Source organism: Labilibaculum sp., from assembly GCF_041595635.1.
Lineage (GTDB): Bacteria > Bacteroidota > Bacteroidia > Bacteroidales > Marinifilaceae > Labilibaculum.
Map to the genome: position 1 here is coordinate 1 of NZ_JBFHJW010000008.1, position 25,315 is coordinate 25,315.

Annotated in this window: 17 protein-coding genes; 14 read left to right on the forward strand and 3 right to left on the reverse strand. The window is 36.7% G+C overall.

Annotated elements, in window-relative coordinates:
• The 10 genes from ABYT26_RS03880 to ABYT26_RS03925 all read left to right on the forward strand — a co-directional run.
• Nucleotides 1-1,143: ATP-binding protein (locus ABYT26_RS03880; RefSeq protein WP_372751586.1), on the forward strand; the 1,143-nt coding region annotated here is incomplete at its 5' end.
• 94 nt (nucleotides 1,144-1,237) lie between these two features.
• Complete coding sequence (locus ABYT26_RS03885; protein WP_372751587.1) at nucleotides 1,238-2,377, forward strand: stage 0 sporulation family protein; 1,140 nt, start codon at nucleotides 1,238-1,240, stop codon at nucleotides 2,375-2,377.
• A 12-nt stretch (nucleotides 2,378-2,389) separates the two neighbouring features.
• The gene (locus ABYT26_RS03890; RefSeq protein WP_372751588.1) at nucleotides 2,390-2,860 is read left to right on the forward strand and encodes a gliding motility lipoprotein GldH; all 471 of its coding nucleotides are present in this window, start codon (nucleotides 2,390-2,392) and stop codon (nucleotides 2,858-2,860) included.
• 18 nt (nucleotides 2,861-2,878) lie between these two features.
• Nucleotides 2,879-3,622: a tRNA (guanosine(46)-N7)-methyltransferase TrmB gene (trmB, locus tag ABYT26_RS03895; RefSeq protein WP_372751589.1), complete on the forward strand. Its 744-nt coding sequence runs from the start codon at nucleotides 2,879-2,881 to the stop codon at nucleotides 3,620-3,622.
• On the forward strand, nucleotides 3,623-3,961 hold the full coding sequence (locus ABYT26_RS03900; protein WP_372751590.1) for an MGMT family protein: 339 nt from the start codon (nucleotides 3,623-3,625) through the stop codon (nucleotides 3,959-3,961).
• A 67-nt stretch (nucleotides 3,962-4,028) separates the two neighbouring features.
• Nucleotides 4,029-5,126, forward strand: a complete 1,098-nt coding sequence (locus tag ABYT26_RS03905; protein WP_372751591.1) for a P-loop NTPase — start codon at nucleotides 4,029-4,031, stop codon at nucleotides 5,124-5,126.
• Between the two features lie 240 nt (nucleotides 5,127-5,366).
• Entirely contained in the window at nucleotides 5,367-8,957 is a 3,591-nt protein-coding gene (locus ABYT26_RS03910; RefSeq protein ID WP_372751592.1) for a tetratricopeptide repeat protein, read from the forward strand.
• A 161-nt stretch (nucleotides 8,958-9,118) separates the two neighbouring features.
• On the forward strand, nucleotides 9,119-10,672 hold the full coding sequence (locus ABYT26_RS03915) for a PglZ domain-containing protein (protein ID WP_372751593.1): 1,554 nt from the start codon (nucleotides 9,119-9,121) through the stop codon (nucleotides 10,670-10,672).
• 28 nt (nucleotides 10,673-10,700) lie between these two features.
• Nucleotides 10,701-11,120 carry a tRNA (adenosine(37)-N6)-threonylcarbamoyltransferase complex ATPase subunit type 1 TsaE gene (tsaE, locus tag ABYT26_RS03920; RefSeq protein WP_372751594.1) on the forward strand — a complete coding sequence of 140 codons (420 nt, stop codon included), beginning with the start codon at nucleotides 10,701-10,703 and terminating at the stop codon, nucleotides 11,118-11,120.
• An 83-nt stretch (nucleotides 11,121-11,203) separates the two neighbouring features.
• Nucleotides 11,204-12,427, forward strand: a complete 1,224-nt coding sequence (locus ABYT26_RS03925) for an alanine dehydrogenase (protein WP_372751595.1) — start codon at nucleotides 11,204-11,206, stop codon at nucleotides 12,425-12,427.
• On the opposite strand, the gene ABYT26_RS03930 is transcribed toward ABYT26_RS03925, so the two are convergent.
• Both ABYT26_RS03930 and ABYT26_RS03935 read right to left on the reverse strand, forming a co-directional pair.
• Nucleotides 12,393-13,256 carry an HAD family hydrolase gene (locus ABYT26_RS03930; protein WP_372751596.1) on the reverse strand — a complete coding sequence of 288 codons (864 nt, stop codon included), beginning with the start codon at nucleotides 13,254-13,256 and terminating at the stop codon, nucleotides 12,393-12,395. The two genes, ABYT26_RS03925 and ABYT26_RS03930, sit on opposite strands and share 35 nt — an antisense overlap.
• 164 nt (nucleotides 13,257-13,420) lie before the next feature.
• Nucleotides 13,421-16,873, reverse strand: coding sequence for a hypothetical protein (locus ABYT26_RS03935; protein WP_372751597.1), 3,453 nt, complete (start codon nucleotides 16,871-16,873; stop codon nucleotides 13,421-13,423).
• 187 nt (nucleotides 16,874-17,060) lie between these two features.
• On the opposite strand from ABYT26_RS03935, the gene ABYT26_RS03940 reads away from it, so the two are divergent.
• From ABYT26_RS03940 to gltX, 4 genes are all read left to right on the forward strand, one after another.
• Nucleotides 17,061-18,242, forward strand: coding sequence for a 3-deoxy-D-manno-octulosonic acid transferase (locus tag ABYT26_RS03940; protein ID WP_372751598.1), 1,182 nt, complete (start codon nucleotides 17,061-17,063; stop codon nucleotides 18,240-18,242).
• Nucleotides 18,243-18,626: 384 nt separating this feature from the next.
• Entirely contained in the window at nucleotides 18,627-21,176 is a 2,550-nt protein-coding gene (locus ABYT26_RS03945) for an adenosylcobalamin-dependent ribonucleoside-diphosphate reductase (protein ID WP_372751599.1), read from the forward strand.
• A 225-nt stretch (nucleotides 21,177-21,401) separates the two neighbouring features.
• A complete protein-coding gene (locus tag ABYT26_RS03950; protein WP_372751600.1) occupies nucleotides 21,402-21,791 on the forward strand; it encodes a response regulator in 390 nt (129 codons plus the stop codon).
• A 75-nt stretch (nucleotides 21,792-21,866) separates the two neighbouring features.
• Nucleotides 21,867-23,399 (forward strand): glutamate--tRNA ligase, encoded by a 1,533-nt coding sequence (gene gltX, locus ABYT26_RS03955; RefSeq protein WP_372751601.1) that lies wholly within the window; start codon nucleotides 21,867-21,869, stop codon nucleotides 23,397-23,399.
• Between the two features lie 146 nt (nucleotides 23,400-23,545).
• On the opposite strand, the gene ABYT26_RS03960 is transcribed toward gltX, so the two are convergent.
• Nucleotides 23,546-25,255, reverse strand: a complete 1,710-nt coding sequence (locus ABYT26_RS03960) for a glutamine--tRNA ligase/YqeY domain fusion protein (protein ID WP_372751602.1) — start codon at nucleotides 25,253-25,255, stop codon at nucleotides 23,546-23,548.
• Nucleotides 25,256-25,315 lie beyond the last annotated feature (60 nt).

Genomic DNA, 25,315 nt, shown 5'->3' on the forward strand with positions numbered 1-25,315 from the left:
AGAATCGAAATTTATTTCATGCAATTTAAAGATATAATTGGACTGGAAACTGTTAAGCATCAGTTCATACAAACCGTTAAAGAAAATAGAGTAAGTCATGCGCAATTGTTGGTTGGTCCAAATGGGGTTGGAAAACTTCCATTGGCAATTGCTTTTGCTCAATACATGTCTTGTCTCAATCGAACCGAAAATGATTCGTGCGGACATTGTTCTTCCTGCAAAAAATATCAGAAATTAGTTCACCCCGATTTGCACTTTGTATTTCCTGTTGTAACCGGAAAAGGATTTACAAAACCAGTAAGCGATAACTTTATTGAGAGCTGGAGATCGCAAATTGAAAGCGATCGGTATTTCGATTTGGGAGATTGGTATAAAACTTTAGGAGTTGATAATGCTCAGGGATTAATCTATTCTTCGGAGAGTCATGAAATTATTCGCAAGCTAAATTTAAAAACCTACGAATCGGATTATAAGATCATGATTGTTTGGTTGCCAGAAAAAATGCATCATACCTGCGCCAACAAATTGTTGAAAATGATTGAGGAGCCTCCTAAAAAGACGCTATTCATTATGGTTTCGGAAGAACCAGATAAAATTCTTCCAACAATTCTTTCCCGAACTCAAATTGTAAATGTTCCCAAAATTGAATCTGAAGATTTAAAACAGGCCGTAGCTTCTGAATTTAATTTATCGGGAACAGAGTTGAGTAATGTGGTTCGTTTGGCGGGAGGAAGTTATCGGAAAGCTCGAGTATTGATTCAAAATTCGGATGAAAATGCCTTTAATTTTGAAAATTTTGTCAGTATCATGCGTTTGAGTTATGCGCGCAAGGTAATGGAAATTATGGATTGGTCGGAGCAGATAGCCGGAATTGGTCGCGAACGTCAAAAAAGTTTCTTGAATTATAGTGTTCGAATGGTGAGGGAAAATTTTATTTTGAACCTGAAAAAACCTGAAATGGTGTTTTTAAATGGAGAGGAAATGAATTTCTCAAGTCGATTCTCACCGTTTATTAACGAAGAAAATGTTTGGATTCTTGCTGATGAGCTCTCAAAAGCGTATTCGGATATCGAAAGAAATGCCAATGCAAAAATTGTATTTCTCGATTTGAGTCTGAAACTGGTTAAATTATTAAGGCCATAAGAGGTGAATAATTCGCTGAATTACTACCTTTAAAAGTTTATAAATTAAAATCATTATTTTTGAAGTCGATTATCGATTCATAATCAATATACATATGATGGAAAATAAGGAACCCAAAGGGAAGTGCGCAGGTTGTGCGTCCAATAAAAAAGACGATAGACTTCTGGATGGAAAACTAGATGTTTACGATTGGTTGAGTGATGTTCCTGAGAGTGTATTATGTCCAGATATAGTTGAAGTAAAATTTAAAAATACCCGCAAGGGATTCTACGCAAATACAAATCAATTACGACTAAAAAGAGGTGATGTTGTTGCTTTAGAAGCATCGCCCGGACATGATATAGGAATTGTTACCTTAACTGGGGATTTGGTTTTTGAACAGATGCGAAAGCAGAAACTGAACCCTAAAACTTACGAAGCAAAAAAAATCTACCGAAAAGCAAAACCTGTAGATGTTGAAAAATGGCACGATGCTATTGCACTGGAACATAAAACCATGATTAAAGCTCGCCAGCTTTCAGCACAACTTAATCTGAACATGAAGATTGGTGATGTGGAATATCAGGGAGATAAAACCAAAGCAATATTTTATTATATCGCTGATGATCGGGTGGATTTTCGCCAACTGATAAAAGTGCTTGCCGAGCAATTTAAAATTCGTATTGAAATGCGACAGATTGGAGCTCGTCAGGAAGCCGGTCGTATTGGTGGTATTGGTCCTTGTGGAAGAGAACTTTGTTGCTCTACTTGGATTACCAATTTTGTGTCGGTGACAACCAATGCAGCTCGTTATCAGGAAATTTCCTTGAATCCGCAGAAGTTAGCTGGTCAATGTGGTAAACTAAAGTGTTGTTTAAATTTCGAGTTGGATTGTTACATCGATGCTCAAAAAGATTTTCCAAATACAAACATTCCTTTGGAAACGGTGGATGGTACAGCCTACCATCAGAAAACAGATATTTTTAAAAGAATGATGTGGTATTCTTTTGATAAATACAATACCATAAACATGGTGCAACTGTCTGTTGACACAGTGAAAGATGTAATCAGACAGAATAAAAAAGGAGTTAAGGTAAATAAACTCGTTTCTGAATTCGTTGTGGAACCGAAGAAAACTTTAGAATATGAAAATGTAGTTGGGCAAGATAGCCTGAATCGTTTTGATAAGGTGGGCAAAACACCAGCTAAAAAGTCGAAAAGAAAGTTCCGTCGTAAACCAAGAAAAAAACAGTAATCAATTTGTATCATGAAACTCCTGAAGATTATTTGTTACGCATGGCTGGGATTTGGTCTGCTTTCCTGTGATTCAAACAGGGTATACGAACAGTATGAAACAATTCCTGATTTTGAATGGAATCAGGCTGATACACTTCGTTTTGAGGTGGATATTACCGATACAATTCAAGCGAATAATGTATTTATTAATTTGCGAAATTCCGGAGATTATGAATACAGCAATTTGTGGTTGTTTGTGAAAAGAACAAGTCCAGATAATCAATCGATAGAAAGAAAGCTTGAGTTTAATTTGGCCGATGAAACTGGCGACTGGTACGGAAGTGGCTTTGGTGATCTTTTTGATCTTCAGATTCCTATGGAGCAAAAGGTGGTTTTTCCTAAATCGGGAAAATATGTTTACGAAATTGTTCAGGGAATGTACGATGTAAAGCTAAAAGGAATTGCGAATGTTGGAATTCGTATAGAGAAAGAGAATCAGTAACCTAAGAATAACGTTAGCGTGGGAAAAAATAAATTACAGCGATTTGCTGAAATGAAGTCCTTTATAAATGTTTTTCAACCTACCCACAAGGAAGTTTGGGAGACAAATTATAAATATAAAGGAAAGTGGAATCAGGAAGTGTTTAAGAATGACAATCCTATTGTGCTTGAAGTTGGATGTGGAAAGGGTGAATATTCAGTAGGATTGGCCAAACAATTTCCAAATAAAAATTTTGTAGGAATAGATATTAAAGGAGCCAGAATTTATTGTGGGGCAAAAGAAGCTTTGGATAGCGGACTTGATAATGTTGTTTTTATTCGAACCTATGCCGAATTGCTTACCTCTATATTCGATGCTGGCGAAATAGCCGAAATATGGATTACCTTTCCCGATCCGCAAATGAAAAAAGTGGGGAAAAGGCTTACTGGTACTAAAATTTTAAAATTGTACAGTCGATTTCTTTCGAAAGATGGAATCATACACCTAAAATCGGATAGTAATTTTCTATACGAGTACACCAAGTATGTAATCAGTGAGAACAAGCTAAAGGTTCTTGTGGATACCAATGATTTATATCATTCAGGCAAAGCCGATGAAATTCTTTCCATCCGAACTTTTTATGAGCAACAATTTTTGAATCGTGGAATTCCTATCAAGTATCACAAATTTATGCTGGAAGGAAAAAGTGAGTTTACCGAACCCGATGTAGAAATTGAACAAGATTCATATCGAAGCTATGGGCGTGAAAAAAAAGAGGGATAGATGTCTGATTTGTATGCTCGGATTTATGAAATTGTTCGCTTAATTCCTGCAGGACGCGTGAGTAGTTATGGTGCAATTGCTCGTTATGTAGGCTCACCTCGTGGAGCAAGAATGGTGGGTTGGGCAATGAATCAAAGCCATTCTCAGAAAGAATATACGCCCGCTCATCGGGTGGTGAATCGTATGGGTATGCTCTCAGGGAAGCATCATTTTCCGGGCGAAAATGTAATGCAGGAACTTTTAGAAAGTGAAGGAGTGGTGGTACTCAAGGATCAAATTCAAAATTTCGATGAGATTTTTTGGGATCCATTTCAAGAACTAGATGCGAATGTTATTTAAATAAAATCTAAATACTTACATTTGCGTGTATTTTATAATAATTCAAGGAATTAAAAAATAATATATCATGAGTTATACTCAAAAACAGATTACGGATGCTTTGCGCCTGGTAAAATTTCCAGGGTCCGATAAGGACATCATGGCTTTGGATATGGTTCGTAACATTAAAATTGAAGGAAAAAAGATTGGTTTTGATCTGGTTTTTCAAAAATCCGATGATCCCAATATCATAACTTTAAAAAAACTTTGTGTTTCGACTATTCTAAAGTTTGTTGATAAGGACGCTGATATAAAAGGAAATATAAAAGTTAAAGCAGTTCATATTGTTGATGAACCAGGAGTTCTTCCTAATGTAAAGAATATTATTGCCATAGCTTCGGGTAAAGGTGGTGTTGGTAAATCAACAGTAGCTACAAATTTAGCTGTTGCTTTGGCTAAAGCTGGAGCTAAGGTTGGCTTAATCGATGCCGATATTTTTGGTCCTTCGGTTCCTAAAATGTTTGGAGCTGAATCAGCACGTCCGGGCTTGATAAAAGTAGGCGACAAAGACATGATTGAGCCTCACGAAAAGTTTGGTGTGAAAATGTTGTCAATTGGATTTTTTGTTGATCCTGCGCAAGCAACAGTTTGGAGAGGTCCTATGGCTTCTAATGCATTAAAGCAACTAATTGAAGAAGGAAACTGGGGCGAGCTAGATTTTGTATTGATCGATTTACCACCAGGAACTAGCGATATTCACCTTACATTGGTGCAAACCGTGCCTGTTACGGGTGCAATTGTTGTGAGTACACCGCAAGAAGTTGCCTTGGCCGATGCCATTAAAGGAATTAGCATGTTCGAAGGAGCAGGTGTAAATGTTCCTGTTTTAGGTATGGTTGAGAATATGGCTTGGTTTACTCCTGCTGAATTGCCAGAAAATAAATATTATATCTTTGGTAAAGATGGATGTAAAAAATTAGCCGAAGAAAAAGGTCTTGAATTATTGGGGCAAATTCCTATTGTTCAAAGCATTCGCGAAGGTGGTGATAATGGAGTGCCTGCTGCTGTTAATCAGGATACTGTTACCGGTATGGCTTTCGCCGATTTGGCTTCAAAATTAATGTCTGTTGTTGATAAACGAAATGCAGATAAAGATCCAACAAAACGTGTGGAAATAACTCGATAGAGATTCGATATTATGATTTAAGAAGGAGCATCTGATGCTCCTTTTTTATTTTTGGCTAAATAAGCTTATATTCAGAAAGTTTTAATAATTTTCGAGTGAAATCATATTTGTAATCAGATTTAGCTTAACTGTTTGATAGTTAGGGTTTATTGTGAAGTGATAAATGCGATTAATCCTTTTTATTCTTTCTTTACATACTAAATTTTCCTTTTTAACGGTTATCTAACAAAACGATAAGTCTTGGCTAGTAAATTTTTTCAGAAAAAGTACATAGGAATTTGGTGTTTACTTTTTGTGTTTGGTTGTTCGAATCAGAAAAACACATATGTAAGTAGACAGTATCATGCATTAACTACTCATTACAATGTTTATTTTAATGGGAAAGAGAGTCTTAAGAAAGGAGAAAGCAAAATTGAAGACGGAATTGTAGAGAATTATACTTTGCTACTTCCGGTTTTTGAATACGAGGATCCTACTGCCAGATCTTTATCTTCTTCCGAAATGGATCGAGTGCTCGAAAAAGCTACCAAGGCAATAAAATTGCATTCCATTACCCGAAAACCAAAACGAAAAAAAGACAATCAATCGGAGAAATACAGGGAGTTCCGAAAAAAGAAGGAATACAATGATTGGATTGACGATTGTTATCTTTTAATTGGAAAAGCCAAATTTTACAAGAAAGAATATCGGGTTGCAGAAAAAGCATTTGAATTTATACAAAAGGAATATCCCGAATCGGATTTAATTCCTGAAGCAAAGCTGGGTCAAGCTCGAAGCTTGATTGACAGAGGAGAACTAACTGCTGGTACCGAAATATTGGATCGATTGAGCGATGAGCCTCAAATTTCTAAAGACCTTATTTTAAATATTACAACTCTGCGCGCTAGCATTGCCATTAAAGAGAAAGATTATGAAAGAGCAATTGATGAATTGGAACGAGCAATTATCTTGGTTGACTCAAAAATAAAAAAAGGTCGATATTATTATATTATTGCTCAGCTTAACGAGAAACTAGGAAATTTGCAAGCTGTTTCCATTGCCTTCCAAAATGTGGTAGACATAAATGCCTCCTACGAAATGACCTTTAATGCTAAAATTAGTCGCGCTCTTTCCTATACCGGAAACGAAAATGGACCAGAAATTCGAAAGAGTCTGAAAAAGATGTTTCGCGATGAGAAAAATAATGAATACCAAGATCAAATTTATTATGCCTTGGCCGAAATGGATGTTAAAGATGGAAACATGGAATCGGCCATTCATAATTATTGGGAATCTACAAAACATACGGTCTACAATGAAAATCAGAAAGCAATTTCATTTTTAAAGTTAGGCGATTACTATTTTGAGGAGCTAAACTATCCAAAATCTCAAATGTGTTACGATAGTTCCATGACCTACTTAGGAAAGGATTACCCCAATTATTCCGTTATTTCGGTTCGGATTTCAAATCTAACCGATTTGGTGAATAATTTAAATATAGTAGAACGAGAAGATAGCTTGCAAACTGTTGCTTTGATGAGTGATCTAGACAGAGATAAATTGATTCAGGGAATTATTCAGAAAATTAAGGATAAAGAAAAAGAACAAAGACTTAAAAAAGCAGAGCTAGCTTCCACAAGAGCATTCTATAGTCAAAACGATATGTTAGGAAGTTCGTCTAGGTCATCCTCTACGGGAAACTGGTATTTTTACAACCCAACAGTGATTAATTTAGGGAAGGCCGAATTCTTGCGTAAATGGGGACGACGGAGGTTGGCCGATAATTGGAGGCGGAAAAACAAATCCGAATTTGATTTTGATGATGTTGATTTGGTTCAGGACGATGATTCTAAAACCAAAGATTCTAATGGTAAGGATTCGATTGCTACTGAGGCTAAGAGGGATCCTAAGTTGAAAGATTATTACTTGTATGATTTACCCCTGACAGAAGCTGCTATTGAGAAATCGAATGAGCGGATTATGTTAGGACTGTATCAGGCTTCATTGGTGTACGAAGAAAAATTACACAACCAAGAAAAAGCATTGGAAACTATAGAGACCCTCATGAAAAGGTTTCCTGAAAATCCATATCTGTTGTCTTCCTATTATCATGCCTTTTCTTTAAATAAGAAAATGGGGAATTCTTCGAAAGCAGCCGAGTATAAAAATAAAATTCTGACAGAATTTAAGGGTAGTGAGTATGCAAAAGCACTTAGTGATCCTAATTATTTAGCGAAGATTGAGGCAGAAGATTTGCGTGCAAATAAGTTGTATGAAGCTGCATATGAGGATTATAAAAATTTTTACTATTTACGTGTTATCAAAGGCTGTAATGAAGGATTGTTACGATATCCAGAAAGTGAATTGCGTCCTCAATTCTTGTTTTTAAGAGCTTTGTGCATTGGAAGAACACAGCCTGTTGCGCAATTTAAACAATCACTGGAACAACTTCTTAATTCGGAACCTAGTTCCGCAATAGCAGCTACTACAAAAGCAATTTTACAAGCACTTAAAGAAGGTGCTGTACCTATGCAATTTACAGAATTGGATATGGAACAGGCACGACAAAATCGCTTGCTCCGAAATTGGAGAATGGAAGATGATCAGGCCATGATAGCTTTAGAGGATAAAGAGAAAGATGTAAAAGCAAAACCACTTTATAAATTCGTAGAAGACGAAGAACATTATTTTATTTTGCTTTTTGCCAAGAAAGATGCGGATGCAAATAGAAGCTTGTTTAATGTTTCGAAATACAATTCTGAGAGTTATAATAATCGTGTTTTTAAGGTCGATAGACTTTCTTTGAATAAAGATCAAATCATGATTATGGTTAAGGGATTGAAAGGAAAGGAGGATGCTCTGAATTATTTTAATGGTATAATTACGAGTAATAGTGCTTTTAATGGTTTGGAAAATATTGATTATCGAAATTTTGTAATCTCGGTAAGCAATTTTAATATTTTCAAAAAAAATGAAGACATTGAATCTTATCTGGATTTTTACACCAAAAGTTATTTTAACGTAGCTAGGAATCAAGACAAAACAACCGTTCGCAAAAACAACAAATTAGTGGCTGTGAATTCGAATTTGGATTCTACAAATTTCACTGTAAACCCAAGTGATAATCACAAATTTATTCTCTTGGTACCAGTGCGTAAAGTAAATCTTGCCAAACTAAGAAATGATATTTTTAATCATGATAAAGATTTTTCTGTTATTCGCGATCAGTACGATAGTGATTTAAATATGATTGTTGTGAATAACATTGGTTCTAAGACCGATGCTATGGCCTATTTCAGAAATCTGATAAAAGATGAATCGGTTTACATTCAATTGTCTAGCGTCGATTATAGGAACTTCATTATTAGTGAAGAGAATTTTAAGAAGTTTTATATCAGTAAAAGTTTGTTCCCATATCTCGATTTTTTCAAAGAGAATTATTTAAAGGATGAGGTAATGCAAAAAGAAAGCCCTAAAGAAGAACCTGTTCAGGAAGGTTTATACACCTATAGGGATGATGTTCCACACTCTTTTGCTTTGGTTTACGCTACCGATAATGTGAATACAAAACTATTGCTTAACGGAATAAAAAAATACAATACCAAAAGCTTAGAAGTAGAAGTTCGTACTTTGGATCAAAACCGTGAAGTGCTTTTGGTAAGCAATATGCGCAATAAAAAACAGGCCATGATGTATTTTCGAGCCATCGTTACCAATCGTTCTCTTTTTGCACCAATAGAGAAAGTGGGGTATCGAAATTTTGTAATTTCTGATGAAAACTTGGAGCTATTTATGAAAGACACCGATCCAGCTGTTTATCTTCAGTTCTTTAAAAAATGGTATCTTCAGTAGTTAGAGGGAAATAAAAGATTTTGTTTTTCGTTTATTATGCACAAACTGTTACGCACTAATTATTTTTCCCCAAAAAAATCTGTAAAAAGAAAGAACTCCTAGAATTGAAGAGGAATTATTAAAAATCAACTTACGAATAGTTGAATTAAAATTGAAAGCTTGTGAAAGATATTACAATACTTTGGGTAGATGATGAAATTGAGTTGTTGAAACCGCATATTATTTTTTTAGAAGGAAAAGGCTATGTCGTAAAATCATGTAATAATGCACCAGATGCGATCGAATTGGTTCGAAACGAACATTTTGACTTGATTTTATTGGATGAGAATATGCCAGGAATGGGTGGATTGGAAGCTTTAGGTGAAATTAAATCTATCGATTCGGCTCTTCCCATAGTGATGATTACCAAAAGTGAAGAGGAGGATATTATGGATGAGGCAATTGGAAAGCAAATTTCTGATTACCTGATTAAACCTGTGAATCCGAAACAGATATTACTTACCATTAAAAAACACATCGATAAAAAAAGATTGGTTTCGGAAAAAACAACCATTGCTTATCAATCTCGATTCGGACAATTGGGAATGGAAATTAACGATTGCCGCGATTTTGAAGATTGGATGAAATTGTACCGAAAACTTGTTTTCTGGGAATTGGAACTTTCCAACATCGAAGATTCGGGGATGGATGAGGTTCTTCGCATGCAAAAGAACGAGGCCAATAATCTTTTTGCCCGATTTGTGAAAAAAAACTATCTAGATTGGCTTGAGCAAGGAAATCAGGAAAAGCCATTGCTTACTCATAATGTATTCAAGGAAAAAGTGTATCCATTGCTGGATAAGGGACAAAAAGTAGCTTTTATTCTGATTGATAATCTACGCTACGATCAGTGGCAAACTTTATATCCGGTTATTAATAATTACTATTCGGTAGTAGATGATGACATGTACTATTCCATTTTGCCAACAGCTACCCAATATGCACGAAACTCTTTATTCTCGGGTTTAATGCCTTTGGATATTCAGAAAAAGCATCCAAATCATTGGATTCACGAAGATGAGGAAACAAGTAAGAATATTCACGAAGAAGAATTTATTGGTTTTCAGTTCAAGCGAGATTATAAAGATGTTAGCTACCACTACGAGAAAGTTTACACCGAAAAAATGGGGGCTAAGGTCGTTGATAACCTAAGCTCTATTTTGGAGTCTCAGTTGAGTGTGTTTGTATATAATTTTGTTGATATGCTCTCACATGCGCGAACCGAAAGCGACATGATTAGAGATTTAGCTCCTGATGAGGCTGCTTATCGTTCGCTCACTTTATCGTGGTTCGAGCATTCTAGTTTGTTAGATTTAATCAAAAAACTGTCCGAAAAGAATGTGAAGTTGGTTATTACTACCGATCATGGTTCCATTCGAGTTCAAAATCCAGTTAAAGTAATAGGTGACCGCCAAACCAATACAAACTTGAGATATAAAATGGGTAAGAACTTGAACTACAATAAAAAGCATGTTTTCGAAGTAACTGATCCTCGAAAAGCACATCTACCTCAGGTAAATGTAAGTTCTTCTTATATCTTTGCATTCGGCGAGGATTTTTTGGCTTATCCAAACAACTTTAACTACTACAGTTCCTACTATCGGAATACCTTTCAGCATGGAGGAATTTCGCTCGAGGAAATGTTAGTTCCTTTGGTTACTTTAAATCCGCGTTAAATAGTAGATATTAATTGTTCGTGAATAAATGAGTGTACTAAAAATTAACTCGCTGAAAGAAATAAATGCTGTTGCAAAAGAATTTCTTTCCCTGGTAGGCAATAGAAATGTATTTGCTCTGTATGGAGCCATGGGTGTGGGAAAAACTACCTTTGTGAAAGCCATTTGCGATGAAATGGGTGTAGAAGATACCATCAACAGTCCTACTTTTTCTATTGTGAATGAATATCATACTGCAAATGAAGAGGTGATTTATCATTTCGATTTTTACCGAATTGAGGATGTGCAAGAGGCTTATGATTTTGGTTATGAGGACTACTTTTACAGTAAATCCAAGTGTTTTATCGAGTGGCCCGAAAAAATTGATTCTATTCTTCCTTCCGATACAGTAGAAGTTTTTTTTGAGGAAGAAGAGAGCGGTAGTCGTTCCATTACCATTCGAAGTTAGAAGGTGTATTGTTAGAAAAAAATGTTTAAATTGTAGGTTCACTATTATTGCTAAAATCTGATTTAACATTTACAATTTCACATATGGCTCCACTAAGTGATAGATCGAGAAGTTTTCCCATTGGGCATGATTTTTATCAGCCTAAGGAAGAGATGTTGGAAATTGAACGACGACGTAAACAGTTGTCTATAGGTATTCCCCGAGAGGATGGGAAAGGTGAAAATCGAATTTGCTTGACCCCTCAATCGGTAGAAGTTTTGGTGTGCAACGGTCACGACGTGATGTTGGAACGAGGCGCTGGTCTTGCTTCCAATTATAGCGACGAGGAATACAGCGAAAATGGCGCTCAAATTATCGATAGCAAAGCAACAATTTATCAGTGCGATGTTGTGATGCAAGTTTCGCCTTTTTCCAATGCCGAAATTGATATGCTTCGTGGCAATCAAGTGCTTATTTCTGCTCTTCAGATCAAAAGTCAGAGCGATGATAACATCCGCAAACTCATGCAAAAAAAGGTGACCGCAATAGCCTTGGAACTGGTTAAGGATGAAAATAATTTCTTTCCTGTTGTTCGCTCTATGTCCGAAATAGCTGGAATTTCTGCTGTTATGATTGCTGGTGAATATTTGAGTAAGGCTCACGGAGGAAAAGGGGTGATGCTAGGAGGTATTACTGGAATTACGCCTGCCGAAGTGATTGTTTTAGGTGCTGGAACGGCTGCTGAATATGCAACGCGAGCAGCCATGGGCTTAGGTGCGATGGTAAAAGTTTTCGATGATTCAATTTACCGTCTCCGACGATTGGAAGATCATTTGGCTCATCGTGTTTTCACATCTATTTTTCATCCTCACGTTTTGGAAAAAGCTTTGGCTTCGGCCGATGTGGTTATTGGAGCATTACGTTACGAGAAAAACATTACTGGATTTATTGTTACCGAAAATATGGTTTCTAAAATGAAACCAGGATCTATTATTATCGACCTGAGCATTGATCAGGGAGGGTGTTTTGAAACCTCTATGATGACAACCCACAAGGATCCTGTGTTTAAAAAATTTGGTGTTTTGCACTACTGCGTTCCTAATGTTCCATCGCATGTTTCCAGAACAGCTTCTCTTGCCCTAAGTAATATATGTTCACCTTTGTTGCTTAAGATAGGAAACGATGGAGGGGTGCATCAGTTTATCAAACGAAATTTAGGTTTGCGGCATGGAACCTATATTTACAGGGGTATTCTTACCAATCGCCGCTTGGGAGATTCGTTTGGAATTTTGGCTAAAGATATCGATCTGCTGCTGGCTGCGATGTAGAATTTTTAGTGTTTATGGAATCTACCGCCAGGCTAAATCCATCCTGGCTAACGCTTTCAGTTACCTGATATTTTAGTTTTAGTTCGGCAGGAGCATTGGCTACTACAAAAGAATATTTTCCCCAGTCTAGCAAATCGATATCATTGTAATCGTTGCCAATGACTAACGATTCGGATGCGTTAATTTTTAGTGTGTTGCAAAGCCATTGGCATCCATGTCCTTTGGAAATGTGTTCGGGAAAAATTTCCATCCAAATGGATTCATGATCGAGTGGAGAGGTGGCACGGATGATCTTAATATCCGTAAACTTGCTTTTTAATTCTTCAAACCAATCTACTTTATTGGGTAAGATGGCTAAAATCTGACAGGCATCACGGCGAGTATCTTCCCAATTACCAATTGGGTTGGCAAATTGTTTGTACAAGGCTAGCCTTCTGTCAAAATCCAAATTTTTATGGCCCGTTTGGTGGTAGTAAAATTGATGATTCAGAGGAATGGGATCCAAAATCATAAAATCAATTTCATGGTCCATTAGTATCTTCGACAAGTCCATTACTTCATCGGCGTCTATTTGCTGAGCGTAAATTAACTCCTTCGTATCCCACTTCATAATTCCTGCTCCCGATGAGAAAATAAGGTAATCGATGGGAAAATCTTCGGATAAAACGGCCAAGGCAGAATAAAGAGATCTTCCAGTGGCAATGGCTCTAATAACCTTCTTATTCTTCAAATTTACAAGGGTGTTGTAATTTCGTTGACTTATTTTCCCCTTGGATGGAAGAAGAGTTCCATCCAAATCTGTAACCACAATTTTTATTTTTGATGTCATAAAGGAAACTTAGTAAGATCTTTAAATTTACTGATTTAGAATGACAAATGTAGGGCTGTGAATTATTATTACTTGCATTATTATGCTGTGGAACGATTTTATACCAGTATCTAATAATGCTTTAAGGATTGAAAATAAGAGCGAATTTTCGATTTTTCAGCTTTCTAGAAATAAGCCCTTACTTCCATATTGCCTACATGAATGGATTTGCTTCCTTCGCTGTTGCGGCCATTGTAGCTAATGTTCAGCTGAAATAGTTTTGATAGTTGCTGCTTGTAGGACAGGCTCCAGGTACTGTTGTTTCCGGGTGAAAAACCCTCGAGCATTTCGTAGGCAATAGAACTACTCGAATCGTCGTTGTAATCTACCAGTAAAAAATTAAATGTAGCCATTAATTTTCCTTTATCGGCAAAGGAATACTGGGCATTGGTTCCTATATTATGGGTGTGCGATTTTTCTGTTGATAGTTCATTTTCTTTGCCAGTATAGGTGTAATTAAATCCACATTGGAAATTTAATGTTGGTTGAAATTGGAGTTTTAGCTCATTCTTAATCGTTTGTAAATTGTAATTTTTACTGATGTATGATTCATTGTCCAGACTTTTTTCACCAAGATCGATTCGGTTGCTCAGCTGGTTTGAATTGCCAAGTCTCCATTGAAAAAGAAGTCCGTTTTGTTTAAATTCTCTGCGCTCAAAACCTTGTGTAAGAAGTTGTTTGCTGTTTCCACTTAGGTGAATAAGGTCCCAATTGGTTTTCGATTTCGCTTTGCGATGCGATAAAGTATTCTGAAAACTCGAGCTAAGAGTCGTGATATTCTCATTCGTTGCTTGTGCTGAAAAAGGGTTTGCGTATAGGCTGAAGTCGTCTATCAGGCTTTTTTTAGAGATGCGATAAGCAAATCGATTGTTGAAATTTTTCAGAAGAGAATAAAATTTTCCTTCCGATTTTATCTGACTGAAGCGCAAATTAAAAGTTTGACGAAAATCGCTTGTATATACTTTTTGATACTCATTTGTGCTGGTGCTAACACGAAGGTAGTTCGCTTCGTCGCTAAAGGTTGAAATCTCAAATTCATCAATCTCTTTTGTGTCATTTCCGTTGTAATCAGTCCACTGATAAACACCGAGTCCCTCGCTAACTTCTACAAATGAATATTCTTTTTCACTTTCCAATCCTGAGCTTAGTTCGTAGTAGGTGGATGTTTGCAGCAATCCTTTTTTGATGCGTGCCTGATGTTCTAAGGTTCCCAGAAAGGTATTTTCAGGTTCTTCATCGGTAAAGCTATCGTCTAATATGTTTAGTCTTCGATAAATGCTTTCTATTTTTAACTGATTTTTTGGATTTTTCTTCCAGCTTAAGCTGGCACCAAAATCTTGCGATTCGCTTTGTGCGATTAGCTCGTTGTTTTTGGGTGAAAAATCTTTTCGTTTCTCAAAGTAGGCTTCAAATTGATTTTTCGAAGCATCTTTTGAGCCGATGTATAATTTGTAGGAGTAAAAGGAAGAGCTACTCGATAGAAGATCGTGGTCGGTTTTATCTTCCCATTGATTGTTTTCACTTTCGGTTTCTATGCCAAATTTCGCAAATTCTAGTGAATAAGATGTGCTTAGCTGGTGCCGATAAAATTTCGATTCAAGATCAGTTTGATTACTGGTTAGCGAATTTCCTGAAAAGGTAAAAGATAAACCTTGTTTGGAGTACTGAAAACCCAAAGAGTGTTTCTTTCCTTGGTAATTGTTATCCTTGTCGAGAACAGCGTATTCGTAAATGGCTTGTCCCCAATTGGAGTTGGTAAAGAGGTTGTTAAGGGAGTAGAAATTCTCATTAGAGTCGGTAAAATCATCTTCTAAATTCCAATCTCGTTCAAATTCAGAAGTTCGGTAGGGTTCAATTTCCGAAAAGTTTTTCGTGATGTGATGAAATGTAAGTTCTGTTTTCAATACTTTCCTTGGATCGATAAAAAGAGTGTTTTTTTCGATTTGAAAATCAAGTGCTAAGCCTTTGTTGTCATCATCATCAAGGGTAGAAAAACTGTTTAAGTCATTATTACTAAGAGCCAATTCGAATTTTGTAGTCAATTGATCAGCTAATTTCAGATCCCCGCCTAGCGAAATCATTTGTTGCTTTTCAGGAGCTATTAATTGAACTGTGGGCTCATACTCTCCTTGCAAAACGCCATCAATCGGATCAATCCATTCATACACTCGTCCGTTAGCTGTGCTACTTATTTTTTGGTAGTTGCCACTGTTCGAACCCATGTAGCTAAAATAGGCCAGATAAACCGCACTATCAGCATTGGTTGAGTATTGGTAAACATCATAATTGATACCATCAACGCTTTTTGTTATTTTTTTGTACATAACATAATCGTTCGAGTAATCGATTTCTTCTACATTTAGTACTTGAGCTAGATTTAAGTCATCACCAACCTCGCTTAAAAGTAATTTGTTATCATCGCTTAATGTTTGATCTATGGATTGGTTTTTGTTATCCTGTTCGTGGTAAAAATTGAACCAAAATTTCCCAGTTTTGCTTTTCAACTCGTTACTGCTAAAAAGTAAATATCTCGAGTAGTTTTCTTCGGAGTATTCAAATTCTACAATAATTCTCGAGTTTCGGGTGATGGGTTGTTTTATTGTGAAGGTGACTTCTGCAGTGTTGTAATCCATTTGATAGTCGTTCTGTTCACCTCGGCTCAAAAGTTCACCATCCACGTAAATTTTTTCGCTGCCAGATAGTACAATAATGTAGCTTTCGCTATTTGCTCCCGTTAATTGATAGGGTCCTTGCACGCCTTCGGTACCATCAAATTCCATTCGGTTGAATTTTCCTTTAGATATGGAGGCACTCACTGTCGATTGAAATGTCGTTTTCTTGGTTTTTTTATTTTTCGCTTTGATGGAAAATTTTCCTCCCTGAACTTTTTTGTAAAAGCGCATGTAGTTACCCGTTGGCGATTGCAATTCAAAATCTCCTAGGGTTAGTTCTTTGCTATGGTCATATAGCTGAATGTAAATCCGATCAAAATCGTTAATGGTTTGTGTGTTTCCATCGGGTTGTATGGGAATGTTGTTATCAGAAATGGCCGCCAATATGCTGACATCATTGCTAAGTTTCCCCGATAGTTGAAGATTTAGGTTCGAGTTGACCACTACATCCTGATTGTTACCGTAAGAAATTCCGCGTGTGTAGTTCCCTTGTTTCTCGAGCTGATCACCCGAGAAGCTATCCATATTTTTATAGGGAGTTCGAATGGCATATTTGCGTGCTTTTTGCTGATTGGATAGTCTGAGTTGCGATAAGTCGCGTTTGTAAAGACTTTGTTTGATATTAAAATCATAAACGCGATATTCAATTTGTAGCGACTCTCCTTGGTCTTTTAACTGCTGCGATGGCACAAAAACTCCTTTACTGATGATAATTTGATACAAGTCTTTGTTTATGAGTTTGTTTCGCTGATGTACCTTCACGCTTGCAGGGAGTATCAGCAGAGTATCCAGTTGGATGGTGTCGCGATTTATAGGTACAAGTTTTCTTCTTAAATTGCTTTGCGATTGGCCAAACAGTTTAAAACCTGAAAAAATCAACAATATAAAAAGGAATTGAAATCTCAATGGGTCGATTTATTTTAGTCCTTAAGTTCCTGGTGAATTTATGAAATCGCCTGTTGTCAAAACGAAATCCTCCATCTAAAATTAGTAGTTTTGCATTGAATAAATATAAGGAAGCTAATCCGTTTAACAGTAACAAATTTTAAATATGGTTCTCTTTTATAATCTTTCGATACGATTTTATGTTTTAATGGTGAGAATTGTCGCTTTTTTTAATCCCAAAGCAAAACAATGGGTCGATGGTCGCAAAAATTTATTGCCAAAAATTGCCGAGGCACTCCAGGGAGAAGAGAATTTAGTTTGGTTTCATTCAGCATCTTTAGGGGAATTTGAGCAAGGTCGACCAGTTATTGAAAAGTTAAAAGATGAGCATCCAGAAGCTAAAATTGTACTTACCTTTTTTTCTCCTTCGGGTTATGAGGTTCGTAAGAATTATGATGGCGCTGATTTTATTTTCTATTTACCAGCCGATTTTCCTTCTTATGCTCGCAAGTTTGTAGATATCGTCAATCCTAAAATGGTATTTTTTATTAAATATGAATTTTGGTATCACTACTTAAAGGAATTGAAAAAAAGAAACATTCCTACCTATATATTTTCAACTATTTTCAGACCCAATCAGTTGTTTTTTAAAGCTTGGGGTGGATTTCATCGAAGAATGCTTTCGGCATTTACTCATTTCTTTGTTCAAAATCAGGAATCGGCAGATTTACTGAAAGGCATTAGTTTGGCCAATGTGTCCATAACGGGTGATACTCGTTTCGATCGGGTGTATGCCATTGCCAGTGGATCAAAATCTTTGCCTAAAGTAGAAGATTTTAGTCAGGGAAGGTTGGTTGTGATTGCTGGAAGTACCTGGCCAAAAGACGAAGAATTTTTAATCCGTTACATAAATACCACAAAAAATTGCTACAAATACATTCTTGCTGCTCACGAGGTGGATGAGAATCATATCAAGAACATTGTGGATAAAATTGAGAAAAGCTGGGTTCGTTATACCCAGGCAAGCAAAGAAGAAATTGATGCAGCCGAAGTTTTGGTGATTGATTGCATTGGCGTGCTTTCTTCTTTGTATCGCTATGGTGATGTGTCTTATATTGGCGGTGGCTTTGGACGGGGAATTCACAATACTCTCGAGGCTGCTACCTTTGGATTACCTATTATTTTTGGACCTAATTACCACAAATTTCAAGAGGCAAAAGACCTTATTGAATCTGGAGCTGCTAATTATTATGAGAAGTATGATGATTTAAATACTCTTCTTAATAATTATTTTAATGATCAGGATCATCGTCAAAATACAGGTCTAAAATCAAAAAAATATGTCGACTCAAAACGAGGAGCAAGTGCTCAAATTCTTTCCGTGATTTAGTCAAAAATCAAAAAATAATTTCATTTAATTAGTCAACACTCAATGTTTATTGGGGATGCCACGATATGGAAAAGGCCTTTTTACAAATGGTGCTTTTTTGATGATGAAAATGTTTGTCTTTATCGAATTGTTTTTTAAGAAAGATGTAATAAAATTTTTTTTTTGGAAAACTTTTCATTTTTTTTAAAAATGCAAATAGCAGATAATGAAAATATTAACACAAGACTGTGGATAACTTTCTTTTAAATAGCTCATTTAATATTGTTCGGAGAGAAGTCTTTGTGTACCTTGCGTAGTATATTACTTGTTCTGCTGATGAAGGACAAATTATTGATAATGATACTAACAAACCTAAATAGTTAACCACATTTTTTTACGATCTCAATGGAAGTACAAGAGAAGAAGCAACAGGAGAAAGAAATGAACGAAACTTTTAACCAAGAAGAGGCCTTTCAGGCATCATTTCAATATTTCAACGGTGATGAGTTAGCAGCGCGTGTTTGGTTAAATAAATATGCACTGAAAGATTCTTATGGAAATATTTATGAAAAGACCCCGGATGACATGCACCGACGTATTGCAAAAGAAATTGCAAGAGTCGAAAAAAATTATCCAAATCCACTTAGTGAAGATGAAATCTTTGCAGTTTTAAAAGATTTTAAATACATCGTACCGCAAGGAAGTCCAATGTCGGGAATTGGAAATAAGTTCCAGGTTGCCTCTTTGTCGAATTGTTTTGTGATTGGAAATGATGGCGATTCTGATTCTTATGGCGGAATTATGAAGATCGATCAGGAACAAGTGCAATTAATGAAACGTCGTGGTGGTGTTGGACATGATCTTTCTCATATTCGTCCGAAAGGTTCTCCTGTAAAAAATTCGGCTCTTACATCAACTGGTATTGTTCCTTTTATGGAGCGATACTCCAATTCAACTCGCGAAGTTGCTCAAGATGGTCGTAGAGGTGCTTTAATGTTAAGTGTTTCGGTTCGTCATCCTGATTCGGAAGAATTCATTGATGCCAAAATGGAGCAAGGCAAAGTAACTGGAGCTAATGTTTCGGTAAAAATGCACGATGAGTTTATGAAAGCAGTTGTTGATGGAACTGAATTTACTCAGCAATATCCAATCAATTCCAAGAATCCTACTTATAGTAAGAGTATTGATGCTGGAAAACTTTGGGATAAGATTGTTCATAATGCATGGAAATCGGCTGAACCAGGAATTTTATTCTGGGATACTATCGAAAGAGAGTCCGTTCCTGATTGTTATGCTGATCTAGGTTATAAAACTGTTTCAACAAATCCTTGTGGCGAAATTCCATTGTGTCCTTACGACAGTTGTCGTTTGTTGGCGATAAATTTATATAGTTACGTTGAAAATCCATTTTCGAAAGACGCTAAATTCAATTTCGAATTGTTTCGCGAACATGTAATTATGGCTCAAAGAATGATGGATGATATCATTGATTTGGAGTTGGAGAAAATTGATGCCATTCTTGATAAAATTGATGCCGATCCCGAAGATGCTGAGATAAAACGTGTAGAGCGTAATCTTTGGACAAACATACGCGAAAAAGCCGAAGAAGGAAGAAGAACAGGAGTTGGTATTACGGCTGAAGGTGATATGCTTGCGGCCTTAAATCTTCGTTATGGAACTGATGAGGCTATTGATTTTTCGGTAGAAGTTCATAAAACAATCGCATTGGAAGCCTATCGTTCTTCTGTGTTTATGGCAAAAGATAGAGGTGCTTTTAAAATTTACGATACAAAACGTGAAAGTAAAAATCCATTTGTTTTGCGATTGAAAGAAGCGGATGAAAGTCTTTACAAAGAAATGGAGAAATATGGTCGACGTAATATCGCTTGTTTAACCATTGCTCCAACAGGTACTACTAGTTTGATGACTCAAACGACTTCAGGAATAGAGCCTGTATTTATGCCTGTTTACAAAAGAAGACGAAAAGTAAATCCTAACGATAAGGATGTTCGTGTTGATTTTGTTGATGAAGTTGGAGATAGCTGGGAAGAATTTGTAGTATTCCACCACAAGTTTGTGACTTGGATGGAAGCGAATGGGATTGATGCAGCTCAGCACTTTACCAATGAGGAAGTGGAAGAGTTGGTGAAAAAATCACCTTACTATAAGGCCACTTCGAATGATGTTGATTGGTTGAAAAAGGTTCGTATGCAAGGGAAAGTTCAGAAGTGGGTAGATCACTCCATTAGTGTTACGGTGAACCTGCCAAATGATGTGCCTGAATCTCTTGTTGGCGAATTGTATATTGAAGCTTGGAAAAGTGGTTGTAAAGGATGTACAGTGTATCGTGATGGTTCTCGTTCTGGTGTTTTAATTTCAAATGATGCCAAGGAAGAAGATAAAGGAGTGCCAAAAAAACGTCCTGCAGAATTAGAGGCTGAGGTTGTTCGATTCCAAAACAACAAGGAGAAATGGATTGCTTTTATTGGTTTATATAATGGTCAGCCTTACGAAGTATTTACTGGTATTGTGGACGATGATGAAGGAATTCTACTTCCAAAATCGGTAAGCAACGGCTTAATTATAAAAAGAAAAGAAGAAGATGGTAGTTCTCGTTACGATTTTCAGTATTGCAACAAAAGAGGCTTTAAAACTACTTTCGAAGGACTATCCTATAAGTTTGATAAAGAATTTTGGAATTATGCAAAATTAATATCCGGAGTTCTTCGCCATGGAATGCCAATTGAACAAGTGGTTAATTTGGTGGCTGGCCTGCAGTTGGATAGCGAAAATATCAATACCTGGAAGAATGGTGTAGAGCGAGCTCTTAAAAAATACATTCCAAACGGAACAAAAGCTAAAGGGGCAATATGCACAAGCTGTGGATCTGAACACATTATTTATCAAGAAGGATGCCTGATTTGTCAATCATGTGGAACTTCAAAATGTGGCTAAAAGGGATATGTTACATATTTAAAACAGGGGAACTTCAACTGAAGTTCCCCTTGTTATTTAAAGGTAGTTTATATTGTAAACTTACATGCTTACTCTGAATAGTAACGTAATTACCTATATTCTTGTATGAATCGTACAGATCTTTCGGGTTTCTTTTTCATGTTACTAATAATTAAATTACCTTAGAGTTCAAATTACTTGTAGGACGAAAATATTGATTATTTAATGAATCTTTCATCAAATTATAATTGGGAAGGAAAAGTATTACTAGTAGCGGAAGATGAGGATTTTAACTTTATTTTTCTCGAGGAAATACTAATGGATACGCACGCGAAGATCATTCGTGCTAAAGATGGACAAGAAGCAGTCCATTTAATTCAATCTGCTCCCCAAATGGATTTGGTTTTAATGGACATGCAAATGCCAATTATGAATGGTTACGATGCAACTAGGGAGATTAAAAAGATCAATAAAAATATTCCTATTATCGCTCAAACGGCTTATCACTATGGTGAAGCTTACGAAGAGATTATTGCCGCAGGTTGTGATGATTTTGTTTCCAAACCAATTGATATTTGCAGTTTAAAGGAGATGATCAATAGATACTTATTTTAAGTTTATTTTGGTTTTTACGCCGCTCTTTTTTTCTTCTTATTTCTTATCTTTGTGGCCAAATTAAAGGATATAACAATGAACGATAAGAAAGTAAGAGTTCGATTTGCTCCCAGTCCTACGGGACCTCTTCATATGGGAGGCGTTAGAACAGCCCTTTTCAACTATTTATTTGCAAGAAGACATAATGGTGAATTCCTGCTTCGTATCGAGGATACAGATCAAACAAGATATGTACCAGGTGCCGAAGATTATATCGCCGAGGCGTTAAAATGGTGTGGTATTCAGATTGATGAAGGAGCTACTGTTGGTGGTGAATTTGGACCTTATCGTCAGTCAGAGCGAAAGCCAATGTATCGCAAATATGCCGATCAGTTGATTGCTTCGGGAAATGCTTATTATGCTTTTGATACTCCCGAAGAACTGGACGCAATTCGCAGTCAGTACGAAGAGGAGAAAAAAACTTTCACCTACAATTATGCATCCCGGGAAAATTTAAATAATTCTTTGGCTTTAGCGGCCGATGTGGTAAAAGCCAAAATTGAGGCTGGAGATCATTATGTGGTTCGTTTTAAAATGCCGGTAGGGGAAGAATTGCATTTAGAGGATGAGATTCGTGGTCATGTGGTGTTTAATACTTCTGCTCTGGATGACAAGGTGTTGTTCAAATCAGATGGAATGCCAACTTATCATCTTGCCAATGTGGTAGACGATTACTTAATGAAAATTTCACATGTAATTCGCGGTGAGGAATGGTTGCCTTCAATGCCATTGCATGTGCTTTTATATCGATCTTTTGGTTGGGAAGCCGATATGCCAAAATTTGCCCATTTGCCTTTGATTCTTAAACCTGTTGGAAAAGGAAAATTAAGCAAACGTGATGGCGATAAATTAGGATTTCCAGTGTTCCCATTGGAATGGACCGATCCTAAATCAAAAGAGATTGCTTCGGGCTATCGTGAAGGTGGATATTTTCCAGAAGCTTTTGTAAATATGCTGGCCTTTTTAGGTTGGAATCCAGGAACCGAACAAGAAATTTTTTCGATGGAAGAACTTTCTCAGTCATTTTCTTTGGAGCGTGTAGGAAAATCGGGTTCTAAATTTGATCCTGAAAAAACAAAATGGTTCAATCATCAATACTTAATTAAAAAGTCGGATGAAGAAATTGGAGCTTTGTTTGCCGAACAGGTATTAAAATCAAAAGGCATTCAGGCCGATTCAACAATTGTAAACCGCGTTTGTGGCATGGTGAAGGATCGTGTGCGTTTTGTGTCGGAACTATGGGATCAACTTAACTTCTTTTTCGAATCACCGAAAGAATTCGATGCCAAAGCTGCAAAAAAAGGATGGAAAGAAGATACACCTGTTTTGATGCTTGAATTGATTGATATTTTGAAAGGAATTGAAGATTTTACTTCGGCAAATTCGGAAGAAATTGTGAAGGAATGGATTACTGCCAAGGAAATTGGTTTTGGAAAAGTAATGAACCCATTTCGTTTGGCCATAGTAGGAGCTGGTAAAGGTCCTCATATGTTCGATATTATCGAAATATTAGGAAAAGAAGAGACCTTAGCGCGTTTGAATTACGCCATGGAGAATATTAAAAAATAAGTAAGAAATCTATTCTTACCATTGCGACCACTTCCTTTTAGGGAGTGGTTTTTTATATCTTATTTTTAACTATCTAGTTTCTGGTCCCCAAAAAAAGGCTCCCCGAAAAGGCAGCCTTTTTATATTCAGATAGCTGAAAGCTAATTTTAGTTTTTCTTTTTAGACCATGAATCTTTCAAAGAAACAGTACGGTTGAAAATTAATTTTTCGGATGTAGTGTCCTTGTCAACAGAGAAATAGCCCAGTCGTGTAAACTGAAAACTTTCTTCTGCCTTGGCATCTTTTAGGCTAGGCTCTACATAGCATTCGGTAAGAATGTTTAAAGAGTCTGGATTTAAGAATTCTTTGAAATCAACATCTTTTTGAGCATCAGGAGCTTCGTGGTTAAACAAGCGGTCGTAAATACGAACTTCAGCTTTTGCTGCATGCTTTACTGAAACCCAGTGAAGTGTTCCTTTTACTTTTCGTTTGCTCTCTTCCGAGCCGCTTCCACTTTTTGATTTCGGATCGTAAGTACAATGAATTTCGGTGATGTTACCATCTTCATCTTTAACAGCTTTTTCGCACATAACAATGTAAGCTGCTTTAAGACGAACCTCGCGTCCTGGAGTCATTCTAAAGAATTTGCGTGGTGCATCTTCCATAAAATCATCACGTTCGATATACAATTCACGTGAGAATGGAATTTCTCTGCTTCCAGCATTTTCATCCTCAGGATTGTTATCAATGTTCAACATTTCTTCCTGATTTTCAGGGTAATTGTTGATGATTAGTTTTACGGGATTTAAAACGCCCATTACACGTGTGGCTGTTTTATTTAAATCTTCACGTACACAATGCTCTAAAAGCGAATAATCGATCACATTGTTTCGTTTTGCAACTCCAATAGTATCTGCAAAGTGACGAATAGAAGCCGGTGTAAAACCTCTTCGGCGTAAGCCAGAAACGGTTGGCATACGTGGATCGTCCCAGCCATTAACATGATGGTCTTTTACCAATTCAAGTAATTTACGCTTACTCATTACGGTATAGCTCAAGTTTAAACGAGCAAACTCGCGCTGTTTTGGTTTGTAGTCAGTCTCGGTAAGATTAGTCACAAACCATTCGTATAACGGACGATGAACCTCAAATTCTAAAGTACAGATAGAATGGGTAATGCCTTCGATGTAATCCGATTCTCCATGTGCATAGTCGTACATAGGGTAAATGCACCAGGCATCGCCAGTACGATGATGAGATGCATGCATAATACGATACATTAAAGGATCGCGCATGTGCATGTTTGGCGAAGCCATATCTATCTTCGCACGAAGAACTTTTTCTCCATCTTTAAATTCACCAGCACGCATGCGAGTAAATAAATCCAAATTTTCTTCGATGCTCCGGTTGCGGAATGGACTTTCGGTTCCAGGAACGGTAGGTGTTCCTTTCTGATCAGCAATAACTGCTGCCGATTGGTCGTCGACATAAGCTTTGCCATCTTTAATTAATTTTACAGCCCAATCGTATAGTTGTTCAAAATAATCTGATGTAAAGTGAGGATCGCCTTCCCATGAGAAGCCTAACCATTTAATATCTTCCATAATGGAATCTACATATTCAGTATCTTCTTTTACAGGATTGGTATCGTCGAAACGTAGGTTGCATTTTCCCTGGTACTGTTGGGCAAGGCTAAAGTTTAGGCATATCGACTTGGCGTGTCCGATGTGTAAGTACCCATTTGGTTCTGGAGGGAATCGTGTGTGTACTCTACCATCATTCACATTGTTTTTCAGATCTTCTTCGATGATCTGCTGGATAAAATTAAGAGATTTACTTTCGTTACCATTCTCTTCTTTTACATTTTTGTTATCCATACTATTCAATTTAAAATGATACATGTATTTGCCTGGGATTCGAACACGAATCCTGCCTTG

What these genes read in the sequence shown, in the direction of transcription:
- ABYT26_RS03885 (WP_372751587.1), top strand. Translation starts at nt 1,238, where the DNA reads ATGATGGAAAATAAGGAACCCAAAGGGAAGTGCGCAGGTTGTGCGTCC.
- ABYT26_RS03890 (WP_372751588.1), top strand. Translation starts at nt 2,390, where the DNA reads ATGAAACTCCTGAAGATTATTTGTTACGCATGGCTGGGATTTGGTCTG.
- ABYT26_RS03900 (WP_372751590.1), top strand. Translation starts at nt 3,623, where the DNA reads ATGTCTGATTTGTATGCTCGGATTTATGAAATTGTTCGCTTAATTCCT.
- ABYT26_RS03905 (WP_372751591.1), top strand. Translation starts at nt 4,029, where the DNA reads ATGAGTTATACTCAAAAACAGATTACGGATGCTTTGCGCCTGGTAAAA.
- tsaE (WP_372751594.1), top strand. Translation starts at nt 10,701, where the DNA reads ATGAGTGTACTAAAAATTAACTCGCTGAAAGAAATAAATGCTGTTGCA.
- ABYT26_RS03925 (WP_372751595.1), top strand. Translation starts at nt 11,204, where the DNA reads ATGGCTCCACTAAGTGATAGATCGAGAAGTTTTCCCATTGGGCATGAT.
- ABYT26_RS03930 (WP_372751596.1), bottom strand. Translation starts at nt 13,256, where the DNA reads ATGACATCAAAAATAAAAATTGTGGTTACAGATTTGGATGGAACTCTT.
- ABYT26_RS03940 (WP_372751598.1), top strand. Translation starts at nt 17,061, where the DNA reads ATGGTGAGAATTGTCGCTTTTTTTAATCCCAAAGCAAAACAATGGGTC.
- ABYT26_RS03945 (WP_372751599.1), top strand. Translation starts at nt 18,627, where the DNA reads ATGGAAGTACAAGAGAAGAAGCAACAGGAGAAAGAAATGAACGAAACT.
- ABYT26_RS03950 (WP_372751600.1), top strand. Translation starts at nt 21,402, where the DNA reads ATGAATCTTTCATCAAATTATAATTGGGAAGGAAAAGTATTACTAGTA.
- gltX (WP_372751601.1), top strand. Translation starts at nt 21,867, where the DNA reads ATGAACGATAAGAAAGTAAGAGTTCGATTTGCTCCCAGTCCTACGGGA.
- ABYT26_RS03960 (WP_372751602.1), bottom strand. Translation starts at nt 25,255, where the DNA reads ATGGATAACAAAAATGTAAAAGAAGAGAATGGTAACGAAAGTAAATCT.